Here is a 12420-nt window from a genome sequence, read left to right as displayed (position 1 = left end):
CTGACGATGCATCGCAGCCGGCGCCCCGACTGAAGGGACTCAGCCACGAATCGCTTCCGCGCGTCCCGCGCGGCGACCTGACTCAAGACATCCGAAAAGACTCCCGCATACCATGACCCAGACCTATACCGTAGCTGTCGTCGGCGCCACCGGCGCCGTCGGCGAAGTGATGCTTTCGATCCTTCACGAACGTGGCTTCCCGATCAAGGAACTCATCCCGCTCGCCAGTGCCCGTTCGGCCGGCGAAAAGATCGATTTCGGCAACCAGAAAATCGTCGTACGCGATCTCGCGACCTTCGACCCCAAGGGCGTCGACATCGCGCTGTTCTCGGCCGGTGGCTCGATCTCGAAAGAATACGGGCCGAAGTTCGCCGCGGCCGGCGCCATCGTCATCGACAACAGTTCGGCCTTCCGCTACGACGACGACGTGCCCCTGGTCGTGTCGGAGGTCAATCCCGACGCATTGAAGAACATCCCGCGCGGCATCGTCGCCAATCCCAATTGCTCGACCATGCAGATGGTTGTGGCGCTGGCGCCCATCCATCGTGCGGTCGGCATCGAGCGCATCAATGTCGCGACCTATCAGTCGGTCTCGGGTGGCGGGCGCTCGGGGATGGAGGAACTGGGCAAGCAGACCGCGGCGATCCTGGGCTTCCAGGAGCCCGACCCGCAGCGCTTCCCCGTGCAGATCGCCTTCAACCTGATTCCGCACATCGACGAGTTCATGGACAACGGCTACACCAAGGAAGAGATGAAGCTGGTCTGGGAAACGCGGAAGATTCTCGGCGACGAGAACATCCAGGTGAATCCGACCGCCGTGCGCGTGCCGGTGTTCTTCGGCCACTCCGAGGCCGTGCACATCGAAACCCGCAACAAGATCAGCGTCGCCGAGGCGCGGGCGCTGCTGGAAAAGGCGCCGGGCGTGGTCGTCGTGGACGATCGGGTGCCGGGCGGCTATCCGACCCCGGTGACCCATGCCTCGGGCCAGGACCCGGTTTTCGTGGGCCGCCTGCGCGAGGACGTTTCCCATCCCCGGGGCCTCGACATGTGGGTGGTTTCGGACAATATCCGCAAGGGTGCGGCCCTGAATGCGGTACAACTTGCTGAGCTTGTGTTGAAAAATCGCGCGTAAACGGTTCTCATCATGGGAATTCTTCCCGCGCCGCCGGCCCCCGCCGGCGGCCCGGGTCAGTCATCTGGGGAGAAGCTGCACGTGAAAACCCGACACCTAACGCTGCCGCTGGCCCTGTCGCTGGCACTGGCCGCCCCCTCCCTGCAGGCCATGGGCCTGGGCCAATTGCAGGTCAAATCCGGCTTGAACCAGCCCCTGGTCGCCGAAATTCCGATCCTGTCGGCCACCCCCGCCGAACTCGAACAACTGGACGTGCGCCTGGCTTCGCCCGAGGCGTTTTCCCGCGTCGGGCTGGAGCGTCCGGCCCAGCTGACCGCGAACCTGCAGTTCAGCGTCGGCAAGAATTCCCGCGGCCAGCCGGTCATCCGGGTCTCGACCCCGGGCAAGTTCCAGGAGCCTTTCCTGAGCTTCCTCATCGAGGCCGACTGGGGCAAGGGCGCGGTCACCCGCGAATACACCGCCCTGATCGACCCGCCGTACATCGCGCCCGCCGTGATCCGCCCGATGAGCTCGCCGGCGATCGCCCCGGCGGTGGCCACCGCGCCCCCGCCGCCGCCGATGCCGTCCTCGCCGCCGGTGCGCGAACCCGAACCCGCGCGCCCGCAACCGGTACGCGAACCCGAACCTGTCGCCGTGGCTCCGACCCCGGCCCCGCCGCCGGTCTTCGAACCGGCGCCTGCACCCGAGCCGGTCGCGGAAGCCGCGCCGCCGCCGCAGCCTGAGCCGGCCCGTCCCGAACCGCAGCCCGAACCCGTGGCCGCGCCGCCGATGCCGGCGCCGGTCGCCGCCGCCGGTGAAGTGGGTCCGATCAATGCCGGCCAGACCCTGTGGTCGATCGCCAACGCCGCGCGTCCCGACGACAGCGTGTCGGTCAACCAGATGATGCTCGCCTTGCTGCGCGCCAATCCCGACGCCTTCGACCAGGACAACATCAATCGCCTCAAGAGCGGTTCGGTCCTGCGTATTCCCAGTCGCGAGGAAGCCACCAGCCTGTCGCCCGAACAGGCGGCCGTGCTCGTGCGCGAACAGGCGAGCGCCTGGCGCACACCGCGCCAGCCGGTGCCGCAGCCGGCCGACAGCGTCGCCGAACAACCCGACGCGACGACGAGTCCTGAGCCCGCCGCCGCACCGCCGCCGCGTGTCGCCTCGCGTCCGGCTTCCTCCGGTCGTTCGGCCTCGCGCCTGGAAATCGTGCCGCCCGCCGGTCGCTCCAGCGCGCGCGGTGCCCAGTCGGGCGCGTCCGCCGGTGCCGGCGGTACCGAATTGCGTGCGCAGCTGGTCCAGGCCCGCGAGGACCTGGCCGCGCGCAATGCCGAAATCACCGAGCTGAAGTCGCAGGTCGCCGACCTCGAAAAGATGAACACCGATCGCCAGCACATGATCGATGTGCAGAACAGCGATCTGAAGGCCCTGCAGGATCGTCTGAAGCAGTTGGAAGACCAGCAGGCGGCTGCGGCGACGCAACCCGCCGCCGCGACGGTGGCCGCGCCCACCGCCGGCCCCGCACCGCTCGATGCCGCGGCTCCCGATCCGGCCGCCGCGAATCCGGCACCGGCGCCGGAAGCGACGCCGATCTACATGAACCCGTATGTCCTGGGTGGCGGCGGTCTGCTGCTGCTCGGTGGCCTGGTGTTCGCGTTGCGCAGTCGCAAGCGTTCCAGCGACGAGGTCGTCGAAGCGCCGCGTCGCATTTCCGACGACGTCGCGCTGCGCGCCAGTCTCGCGCAGACGCGTGTGGGCAAGGCTGTGCCGGCCGATGCCGCGCCGCCTGCCCCGGCGCCGACGCCCGCACCGAAGCCGGAACCGGCGCCGGTCGCCAAGAAGGACACGCAGCTCGATTCCCTGACCGCCGCGGTTCGTTCGCGTCCGCAGGATCTCGAAGCGCACCTGAGCCTGCTGCGCCTGTTCCACTCGCGCGGCAACTCGGCCGATTACGAAGCCGCCGCGCAAGCCATGCGCATGCATGTGCCGAGCACGATGGATCCGCGTTGGCGCGAGGCCGTGATCATGGGCGCCTCGCTGATGCCGGGGCATCCGCTGTTCAGTCAGGCCGGTTGGAATGCCACGGCAGCCGCACCGGCGCCTGCGCCTGCTCGTGCTCCCGAGCCGGCTCCCGCAGCCGTCGCTCCGACGCCCGCACCGGCCCCGATGATCGAGCCCGAACCCGAACTTGAGGATCTGTCGTTCGCGGACACGAACTTCCATTCCGACAACGACGGCGGCGCGTCAGACGATTACGCCTCGACCACGGCGGTGAACATCATCGACCAGGGTGAGCTCGACCGCGCGGCCCAGAGTCCGGTCGACTTGCATCGCAACGAAGCCGAACTCATGGCCGAGGACGAAGCCAGCGCCACGCGCATCGAGCTGGCGAAGGCGTACCTGGACATCGGCGATCTCGAAGGCGCGCGCAGCATGCTCGAGGAAGTCATGGCCGAGGGCGGCCCGACTGCCAAGGCCGCGGCGCAGCGCATCCTCAAGGAAATCGGCTGAGCCTGCGGGCCCGGCCGCAGCAGCAACCAAACAAAACGATCAGGCAATCAATGAAATCTGCAGTAGTCACCGGCATTTCCGGTCAGGACGGCGCCTATCTGGCGCAGTTGCTTCTTGAGAAGGGGTACCGCGTTTACGGTACCTATCGACGCACCAGTTCGGTCAATTTCTGGCGCATCGAGGAACTGGGCATCCAGAACCATCCCAACCTGCATCTGATCGAGCACGACCTGCTCGATTTCGCGTCCAGCATCCGCCTGCTCGAAACCAGCGAAGCCACCGAGGTGTACAACCTGGCGGCGCAGAGTTTCGTCGGTGTCTCGTTCGACCAGCCGATCGCGACCGCGCAGATCACCGGCATCGGACCGCTGAACCTGCTCGAGGCGATCCGCATCGTCAATCCGAAGATCCGCTTCTACCAGGCGTCGACCTCGGAAATGTTCGGCAAGGTGCAGGCCGTGCCGCAGGTCGAGGAAACCCCGTTCTATCCGCGCAGTCCCTACGGCGTGGCCAAGCTCTACGCGCACTGGATCACGGTCAACTACCGCGAGTCCTACGACATCTTCGGCAGCAGCGGCATCCTGTTCAATCACGAATCGCCGCTGCGTGGCCGCGAATTCGTGACCCGCAAGATCACCGACAGTGTCGCCAAGATCAAACTGGGCAAGCTCGACGAACTCGAGCTGGGCAACCTCGACGCCAAGCGCGACTGGGGTTATGCCAAGGACTACGTCGACGGCATGTGGCGCATGTTGCAGGCCGACGCGCCCGACACCTTCGTGCTCGCGACCAATCGCACCGAAACCGTGCGCGATTTCGTCACGATGGCCTTCCAGGGCGCGGGTATCGCGCTCGACTTCAAGGGCCAGGCCGAGGGCGAGACCGCCGTCTGCCGCGAGACGGGCCGCACGCTCGTGCGCATCAATCCCAAGTTCTATCGCCCGGCGGAAGTGGAGTTGCTGATCGGCAACCCGGCCAAGGCCACGGCCAAGCTGGGCTGGAAACCGACGACCACGCTCGAGCAACTGTGCAAGATGATGGTCGATGCCGATATCGCCAGGAACGAGCGTGGTTTCTCCTTCTGACGGGAAGCCACGGGCGCTGGTCACCGGCATCTGCGGCTTCACCGGCCACTACGTCGCACGCGAACTGGAAGCCGCAGGCTATCGCGTCATCGGGCTCACGCACCAGGTCAACGACGAAGCCGACTGGCTCACCGTCGATCTGACCGATCGCGCCGCGGCCGAAGCGGCGATCCTGTCCGCGCGACCCGACGTTGTCGTGCATCTGGCCGCGATTTCCTTCGTCGCGCACGGCGATGCCGACGCGATCTACCGCGTCAACGTCGTCGGCACGCGCAATCTGCTCGAGGCCCTGGCGAAGGCCGAACACCGGCCGCGCGTGGTCGTGCTCGCCAGTAGCGCCAACATCTACGGCAATGCCGACGTCGAGATCATCGACGAGACGGTGCCGGCGACCCCGGCCAACGACTACGCCGTCAGCAAGCTGGCGATGGAATACATGGCGCGCCTGTGGATGGATCGCCTGCCGATCGTGTTCACGCGGCCGTTCAACTACACCGGCGTGGGCCAGTCGCCGAATTTCGTGCTGCCCAAGATCGTCGATCACTTCCGCCGCCGCGCGCCGGTCATCGAGCTGGGCAATGTCGACGTGTCCCGCGATTTTTGGGACGTGCGTTCGGTTGCGCAGTCCTATCGCCGGCTGGTCGAAACCGCGCCGGTCGGCGCGACGTTCAATCTGTGCTCGGGTCGCGCCTATTCGTTGCGCGAGGCGATCGCCACGCTGGAATCGCTGGCCGGCTACCGCATCGACATCCAGGTCAATCCGGCCTTCGTGCGCGCGAACGAGGTGCAGCGTCTGTCGGGCACCAATGTCCGCCTGCTCGCGGCGGTCGGCGCGCTCGACGACTACACGCTGCCGCAAACGCTGGAATGGATGTACCGGGCCTAGAATGCGCCTGGCTCTCGGCATCGAATACGACGGCAGCGATTTTCTCGGCTGGCAGCGCCACGACGGTGGTCCGACCGTGCAGGCGGCGGTCGAAGAGGCGCTGGGCTTTGTCGCGCATCATCTGGTCGAGGTGGTGTGCTCCGGGCGTACCGACGCGCGCGTGCATGCGGCCTGCCAGGTCGTGCATTTCGACAGCGAAGCCGAGCGCGATGCGCGTGCCTGGGTGCTGGGCACCAATACGCGGCTGCCCGCCGGCGTGCGCGTGCTGTGGTGCCAGCCGGTCGACGACGCGTTCCATGCACGCTATGGCGCGCGGGCGCGCCGCTATCGTTATCGCATCCTCAACCGGCCGGTGCCGCCGGCGATACAGCGGCAATTCCTCAGCTGGGAACGCCGCCCGCTCGATGCCGACGCGATGCATCGCGCCGCGCAGGCGCTGTGCGGCGAGCACGATTTCAGTGCGTTCCGCACCGCGCAATGCCAGGCCAAGCATCCCAATCGTCATCTCCACGACATCGCCGTGCGTCGCGACGACGACCAGGTCATCGTCGAGGTGCAGGCGAACGCGTTCCTGCATCACATGGTGCGCAACATCGTCGGCAGCCTGATCCTGGTGGGCCTGCACGAACAGCCGGAGGATTGGCTCGGCCGCCTGCTCGCCGGCAAGGACCGCACCGTCGCCGGTCCGACTGCGCCGGCCGAAGGTCTGGTGTTCCTGGGCCCGAAATATCCCGCCGAATGGCGGCTTCCGCCATCGGTGACCCTGTAGTGCGACGTCGTCTCGTTCACGCGCACGGAATGCCATGACCGGCTACAAGAGAATTACCTTTCTCAAGATCTTCGGTGCGCGAGTTCATGTGCACTGGTCGGTATTCATCGTCATGGGCGGCATCCTGATGATGTCGTACCGCCATCCCGTGCTCGCACCGATTACGATCTGCTCCTACCTTGGCATCCTCCTGTTGCATGAGAGTGGACATGCGTTCGTCGCAGGAAGGCTCGGCTACCGGTCTCTGGATATCTATCTGGGCTTTCTGCATGGTCTGTGCTGCTTCCAGGCACCCGAAACCCGCAAAGACGAGGCGATCATCGCCTGGGGTGGCGTGCTGGCCCAGTTCGCTGTGGCCATCCCGCTGATCGTGCTGGCGCAAACCATTTCTCTGGGCGATGTGCCGGGCATGGGGCCGGTGGTTGCCTTCCTCGGCTACCTGAGCGCGCTGACTGCGTTCGTCAACCTCGCACCCAGTCGAGCTCTGGATGGCGGCAAAGCCTGGGCGCTGTTTCCGATTCTTTGGGCGGAACGGCGCAAGCCGAAAAAGCGCGGTTCGGTGACGAAAGGCCCCTGGAGCCCGCGAAAGGACTGAGGGAGGCGCCCCTTCCGCGACAGGCCTACAATCGGAGCGTCCCCGTCTCCGGGCCCCGCCCATGCGCACCCGCATCAAATTCTGTGGTCTCACCCGTCCGGGTGACGTGCGCCTGGCGGTGGAGCTGGGGGTCGATGCCCTGGGCTTCGTGTTTGCGCCCGGCAGCCCGCGACGTCTGAGCCTGGCCCAGTTGCCCGGTCTGCGCGCGGCGGTGCCGCCTCTAGTGGACGTGGTCGCCCTGTTCATGGATGCCGGCGGCAGCGAGGTCCTGGAGGTGGTGCGGACCCTGCGTCCGACCCTGCTGCAGTTTCACGGCGGCGAAAACGATGCGTTCTGTCGCAGTTTCGGCCTTCCGTACCTCAAAACCCTGCCCATGGGGCCGGGTTCGGAGGACCCCTTGGCGGCCAGAAAACGCTATCCTTCGGCTTCCGCTTTCCTGCTCGACGGGCACGGTCCGGGACAGTCCGGTGGCCGTGGCGAAAGCTTCGACTGGACCCTCGCGCCGGACCTCGGCCGGCCGATGTTTCTGGCCGGCGGATTGAACCTCGGCAATGTCGGCCTGGCGATCCGCCAGGTCCGGCCCTACGCGGTGGACGTGTCGAGCGGGATCGAAAGTTCGCCGGGCCTGAAGGACGGCGAGAAAATGCAGCAGTTCGTGGACGAGGTCAGACGTGCCGATTTCCAGCAACGCGAAGGTCAACAACCCGTCGGGTAAGGCGCCCGATACCGCATCGATCGCCGACTACGGCGTCTATCCCGATGCCGACGGCCATTTCGGCAACTACGGCGGTACCTTCGTTTCGGAAACGCTGATCGCGCCGTTGGCCGAACTCGCCGCCGCCTACGACCGCTATCGCGACGAACCGGAATTCCTCGCCGAACTCCAGCACGACTATCGCCACTACGTCGGCCGTCCCAGCCCGATCTACGAGGCCGAGCGGCTGAGCAAGCATGTCGGCGGCGCGCGCATCCTGCTTAAGCGCGAGGACCTGAACCACACCGGCGCGCACAAGATCAACAACACCATCGGCCAGGCGATGCTCGCCAAGCGCATGGGCAAGACGCGCATCATCGCCGAGACCGGCGCGGGCCAGCACGGCGTCGCTTCGGCGACCGTCGCTGCGCGCCTGGGCCTGAAATGCGTGGTCTACATGGGTGCGGTCGACATCGAGCGCCAGGCGATCAACGTCTTCCGCATGAAATTGCTCGGCGCGGAAGTCGTGCCGGTGCATTCGGGTTCGAAGACGCTCAAGGATGCGCTGAACGAAGCGATGCGCGACTGGGTGTCGAACGTGCACGACACGTTTTACATCATCGGCACCGTCGCCGGCCCCAGTCCGTATCCGCGCATGGTCCGCGATTTCAACGCCGTGGTCGGCCGCGAAGCGCGGGCCCAGATGCTCGCGGACTACGGGCGATTGCCCGACGCCGTCACCGCCTGCGTCGGCGGTGGATCCAACGCGATCGGCATCTTCCACGCCTTCCTCAACGATCGTGCCGTCGCGCTGTGCGGCGCCGAGGCGGCGGGCGAGGGCATCGCCACCGGCAAGCATGCGGCCTCGCTGTCGGCCGGACGTCCGGGCGTGCTGCACGGCAACCGCACCTATCTCATCTGCGACGACGACGGCCAGATCATCGAGACGCATTCGATTTCCGCCGGTCTGGACTACCCGGGTGTCGGCCCGGAACATGCCTTCCTCAAGGACACCGGCCGCGCGACGTATGCCGGCATCACCGACGCCGAATGCATGGAAGCCTTCCACCTGCTCGCGCGCACCGAAGGCATCCTCGCGGCGCTGGAGTCCAGTCACGCGATCGCGCAGGCGATAAAGCTGGCGCGCAACCTGCCCAAGGACGCGCTCGTGCTCGCCAATCTGTCCGGCCGCGGCGACAAGGACATCTACACCATCGCCAAGCGCGAAGGCATCACGCTTTAATCTCTCCCAGAAACCGCCTTCACTTTCGACCAAGGAATCCCAATGAGCACCACGCCCGAATCCGCTCCGCAAGGCCAGCAGCTCGACCCGGCCCTGTTCGCCTGCGTCAACGAATATCTCGAAGTCACCAATCGCCAGGCCCGCCAGCAGGGCGACAAGCGCGTGAGCTTCGCCGTGCTCTACGCCGCAGCGCGCTACAACTCGCATGCGTTCCTGGGCATCGCCGCCTCGCCGCAGACCGAGCGCGAGGAATTCGTCGCGTACATGACCGACCTCTATCGTCGTGCGCTCGAGGAAAACCTCAGCAACCTCATCAACGAACGCGCCGCAACGGGTCCGAGCCAGGCCGAATGAGTCGTTTCGAGGCGACATTCGCGCGTCTGCGCACGGATGGCCGCAAGGCCCTGGTGCCGTTCATCACCGCCGGCGATCCCTCGCGGGAAGCGACGGTCGCGGTGATGCATGCGCTGGTGGACGCCGGTGCGGACATGGTCGAGCTCGGCGTGCCGTTTTCCGATCCGATGGCCGACGGTCCGGTCATCCAGCGCAGTTCCGAACGCGCGCTCGAGCGCGGCGTGAACACCTCGTACGTGTTCGACTGCGTGCGCGAATTCCGTCGCCGCGACACCGACACGCCGGTTGTGCTGATGGGCTATCTGAACCCGATCGAGATTCGTGGCGTCGATCGTTACGCCGCGGACGCGATCGCCGCCGGGGTCGACGGCGTGCTGCTGGTCGATCTGCCGCCGGAAGAATCCGCGCCGATGCGTACGGCATTTTCCGCGCACGGTCTCGACCTGATTTCCCTGGCCGCGCCGACGACGTCGCCCGATCGCCTGGCGCAGTTGGCCACGCAATCGCAGGGCTATCTCTACTACGTCAGTTTCGCCGGCGTGACCGGCGCGAGCATCGTCGATGCCGGCGACGTCGTCGCCAAGGCCGGTGCGTTGCGTGCGATGGCCAAAGTACCCGTTCTGATCGGCTTCGGCATCAAGGACGCGGCCTCCGCCGCGGCGATGGCGCCGATCGCCGACGGCATCGTGGTCGGCAGCGCCCTGGTCGAAAGCCTGGCGACGGCCGCGACGCCCGAAGACGCTGCCACCCGGGCCCGCGAGTTCCTCGCGCCCCTGCGTGCGGCCCTGGATGCCGGCGAGTGATCCTCGTGCAAATCGGGGCGGTGCGGGCGGCTGGGACCGGCATTCCGGTCGGGCAGCCGATTCCCCACGCGTATTTCGGCTATAAACTCCCCCTTCACAGAATATTGCGAGTGGCTCGATGAGCTGGTTGACCAAATTGATGCCGGCGCGCATCCGCACCCAGGGTGGCGGCAAGCGCGGTGTGCCCGAAGGCCTGTGGGAAAAATGCGACAGCTGCGGCACCGCGCTGTACGGTCCGGAGCTGGAAAAGAACCTGCGCGTCTGCCCCAAGTGCGCGCATCACATGAGCATCGGCGCGCGCGAGCGCCTGGCGACCTTCCTCGACGAGGGTCCGGTGCTGGAGATCGGCGACGAACTCGGTCCGGTCGATGCCTTGCACTTCAAGGACCAGAAGAAATACGCCGACCGCATCAAGTCCACCCAGAAAGCCGTCGGCGAGAAAGACGCGCTGATCTCGGTGCAGGGCAAGCTGCATGGCCGCGACATTTGCGCCAGCGCTTTCGAATTCCGTTTCATGGGCGGTTCGATGGGTTCGGTGGTCGGCGAGCGTTTCGCGCTTGCGGCCGAGCGGGCGCTGGAAGTGGGCTGCCCGATGGTGTGCTTCTCGTCCTCGGGCGGCGCGCGCATGCAGGAAAGCCTGTTTTCGCTGATGCAGATGGCCAAGACCTCGGCCGCCATCGGTCGTCTGCGCCAGGCCGGCCTGCCGTTCATTTCCGTGCTCACCCATCCCACCACCGGCGGCGTCACCGCGTCGCTGGCGATGTTGGGCGATCTCAACATCGCCGAACCGCAGGCCCTGATCGGTTTCGCTGGTCCGCGCGTGATCGAGCAGACCGTGCGCGAGACCTTGCCCGAAGGTTTCCAGCGTTCCGAATTCCTGCGTGATCACGGCACCGTCGACATGATCGTCGACCGCCGGGAAATGCGCGATCGCCTGGCGGCGCTGCTGGCGCTGATGATGAAGCAGCCCGCTCCGGTCGTCGCCGAGGGCTGAGAGCCATGGCCGCGCGCAAGTATTTCGGTACCGACGGCATCCGCGGCCGTGTCGGCGAGGGCGTGATCTCCGCCGATTTCATGCTGCGCCTGGGTCGTGCCGCGGGCCGCGTGCTGGCCGGCGACAAACAGCAGGCGACCGTCGTCATCGGCAAGGACACGCGGATCTCCGGCTACATGTTCGAGGCCGCGCTCGAAGCGGGCCTGGTCGCCGCTGGCGCGGACGTGCGCATGCTCGGCCCGATGCCGACGCCGGCCGTCGCCTATCTCACGCGCTCCTTGCGTGCCGATGCCGGCATCGTGATTTCCGCCTCGCACAATCCGCACGAAGACAACGGCATCAAGTTTTTTTCCGCACACGGCGAGAAGCTGGCCGACGAGGTCGAACTCGCCATCGAGGCCGAGCTCGATCAGCCGTTCTCCACCGTCGCTTCCGAAGACCTGGGCAAGGTCGCGCGCGTATCCGATGCGCTGACCCGCTACGGCGAGTTCTGCAAGGCCAGCGTGCCCGGGTCCCTGTCCCTGCGTGGCATGACGATCGCGCTCGACTGCGCCCATGGCGCGACCTACCAGGTGGCGCCGAAGGTGTTCGCGGAACTGGGCGCAACGGTCTCGGCGATCGGCGTGCAGCCCGACGGCCTCAACATCAATCGCGGCGTCGGCTCCACGCACCCGGAAGCCCTGATCGCGCACGTGCGCCAGACCGGTGCCGATCTCGGTATCGCGTTCGACGGCGACGGCGACCGCGTGCTGATGGTCGATGGTGATGGTCGTCTGCTCGACGGCGACGCGCTGATCTACCTGCTCGCTACCGATTGGAAACAGCAAGGTCGCCTGCGCGGTCCGGTCGTCGGCACGCTGATGACCAACTACGCGATGGAAAAAGCGCTGGGTGATCTCGGCATCGCCTTCGTGCGTGCCAAAGTCGGCGACCGTTTCGTGCATCAGGCCCTGGTCGAGGGCGGCGGCATGCTCGGTGGCGAAGCCTCCGGGCACCTGCTGTGCCTGGACCGCGCAAGCACCGGCGACGCGATCGTCGCTGCGTTGCAGGTGCTGGACGTGCTGCAGCGTCGCCGGATCTCGCTCAAGGACGCACTCGCTGCCTATCAGCCATTGCCGCAGAAAACGGTCAACGTGCGCATCGCGCCCGGCGCCCGGCCGCTGGACGCGCCGGCGGTGCAATCGGCGCGTGCCGAAGCCGAGTCGGCCCTGGACGGCAAGGGCCGGCTCGTCCTGCGACCCTCGGGCACCGAACCGGTCGTGCGTGTCACGGTCGAAGCTGCCGACGCGACGCTGATGCAGCACGTGCTCGACCGTCTTTCCGCGGTGGTGCGCGAGTCGGTGTGACGCGTGCCCGATCTTCACTGAATTCC

The 12420-nt window shown here is 66.6% G+C and carries 12 protein-coding genes; all 12 read left to right on the top strand.

All coding sequences use genetic code 11. The features are described 5' to 3' along the window. Positions 1 to 112 precede the first annotated feature (112 nt). The 12 genes from G467_RS0106510 to glmM all read left to right on the top strand — a co-directional run bounded on the left by G467_RS0106510 (position 113) and on the right by glmM (position 12394). Positions 113 to 1132 (top strand): aspartate-semialdehyde dehydrogenase, encoded by a 1020-nt coding sequence (locus G467_RS0106510; RefSeq protein WP_022968926.1) that lies wholly within the window; start codon positions 113 to 115, stop codon positions 1130 to 1132. A gap of 81 nt (positions 1133 to 1213) precedes the next feature. Then, complete coding sequence (locus tag G467_RS15710; protein ID WP_022968925.1) at positions 1214 to 3625, top strand: motility hub landmark protein FimV; 2412 nt, start codon at positions 1214 to 1216, stop codon at positions 3623 to 3625. 50 nt (positions 3626 to 3675) lie between these two features. Continuing rightward, a complete protein-coding gene (gmd, locus tag G467_RS0106500; RefSeq protein WP_022968924.1) occupies positions 3676 to 4710 on the top strand; it encodes a GDP-mannose 4,6-dehydratase in 1035 nt (344 codons plus the stop codon). Then, positions 4694 to 5596 (top strand): NAD-dependent epimerase/dehydratase family protein, encoded by a 903-nt coding sequence (locus tag G467_RS0106495; RefSeq protein ID WP_022968923.1) that lies wholly within the window; start codon positions 4694 to 4696, stop codon positions 5594 to 5596. Before gmd ends, G467_RS0106495 begins: the two co-directional genes overlap by 17 nt. A gap of 1 nt (position 5597) precedes the next feature. Further along, positions 5598 to 6365, top strand: coding sequence for a tRNA pseudouridine(38-40) synthase TruA (gene truA / locus G467_RS0106490; RefSeq protein ID WP_022968922.1), 768 nt, complete (start codon positions 5598 to 5600; stop codon positions 6363 to 6365). 34 nt (positions 6366 to 6399) lie between these two features. Then, complete coding sequence (locus G467_RS0106485) at positions 6400 to 6960, top strand: zinc metalloprotease (protein WP_022968921.1); 561 nt, start codon at positions 6400 to 6402, stop codon at positions 6958 to 6960. Between the two features lie 61 nt (positions 6961 to 7021). After that, on the top strand, positions 7022 to 7675 hold the full coding sequence (locus G467_RS0106480; protein ID WP_022968920.1) for a phosphoribosylanthranilate isomerase: 654 nt from the start codon (positions 7022 to 7024) through the stop codon (positions 7673 to 7675). Between the two features lie 19 nt (positions 7676 to 7694). Beyond that, positions 7695 to 8897 carry a tryptophan synthase subunit beta gene (gene trpB, locus G467_RS0106475; protein ID WP_026802433.1) on the top strand — a complete coding sequence of 401 codons (1203 nt, stop codon included), beginning with the start codon at positions 7695 to 7697 and terminating at the stop codon, positions 8895 to 8897. Between the two features lie 42 nt (positions 8898 to 8939). Beyond that, on the top strand, positions 8940 to 9251 hold the full coding sequence (locus G467_RS0106470; protein WP_022968918.1) for a DUF3144 domain-containing protein: 312 nt from the start codon (positions 8940 to 8942) through the stop codon (positions 9249 to 9251). Further along, positions 9248 to 10054, top strand: coding sequence for a tryptophan synthase subunit alpha (gene trpA, locus G467_RS0106465; protein WP_022968917.1), 807 nt, complete (start codon positions 9248 to 9250; stop codon positions 10052 to 10054). The genes G467_RS0106470 and trpA overlap by 4 nt, the downstream gene beginning before the upstream one ends. Before the next feature lie 118 nt (positions 10055 to 10172). After that, the gene (gene accD, locus G467_RS0106460; RefSeq protein WP_022968916.1) at positions 10173 to 11048 is read left to right on the top strand and encodes an acetyl-CoA carboxylase, carboxyltransferase subunit beta; all 876 of its coding nucleotides are present in this window, start codon (positions 10173 to 10175) and stop codon (positions 11046 to 11048) included. Positions 11049 to 11053: 5 nt separating this feature from the next. Beyond that, on the top strand, positions 11054 to 12394 hold the full coding sequence (gene glmM / locus G467_RS0106455; protein ID WP_022968915.1) for a phosphoglucosamine mutase: 1341 nt from the start codon (positions 11054 to 11056) through the stop codon (positions 12392 to 12394). Positions 12395 to 12420: the final 26 nt, after the last annotated feature.

This window comes from Arenimonas oryziterrae DSM 21050 = YC6267 (assembly GCF_000420545.1).
Classification (GTDB): Bacteria; Pseudomonadota; Gammaproteobacteria; order Xanthomonadales; family Xanthomonadaceae; genus Arenimonas; species Arenimonas oryziterrae.
Note: the sequence above shows the minus strand (reverse complement) of the source record. Positions and strands in the feature narration are given on the sequence as shown.

Coding starts and splice junctions, on each gene's coding strand:
- G467_RS0106470 (WP_022968918.1), top strand. CDS start 8,940: ATGAGCACCACGCCCGAATCCGCTCCGCAAGGCCAGCAGCTCGACCCG.
- accD (WP_022968916.1), top strand. CDS start 10,173: ATGAGCTGGTTGACCAAATTGATGCCGGCGCGCATCCGCACCCAGGGT.
- glmM (WP_022968915.1), top strand. CDS start 11,054: ATGGCCGCGCGCAAGTATTTCGGTACCGACGGCATCCGCGGCCGTGTC.
- truA (WP_022968922.1), top strand. CDS start 5,598: ATGCGCCTGGCTCTCGGCATCGAATACGACGGCAGCGATTTTCTCGGC.
- G467_RS0106485 (WP_022968921.1), top strand. CDS start 6,400: ATGACCGGCTACAAGAGAATTACCTTTCTCAAGATCTTCGGTGCGCGA.
- gmd (WP_022968924.1), top strand. CDS start 3,676: ATGAAATCTGCAGTAGTCACCGGCATTTCCGGTCAGGACGGCGCCTAT.
- G467_RS0106510 (WP_022968926.1), top strand. CDS start 113: ATGACCCAGACCTATACCGTAGCTGTCGTCGGCGCCACCGGCGCCGTC.
- G467_RS0106480 (WP_022968920.1), top strand. CDS start 7,022: ATGCGCACCCGCATCAAATTCTGTGGTCTCACCCGTCCGGGTGACGTG.
- trpA (WP_022968917.1), top strand. CDS start 9,248: ATGAGTCGTTTCGAGGCGACATTCGCGCGTCTGCGCACGGATGGCCGC.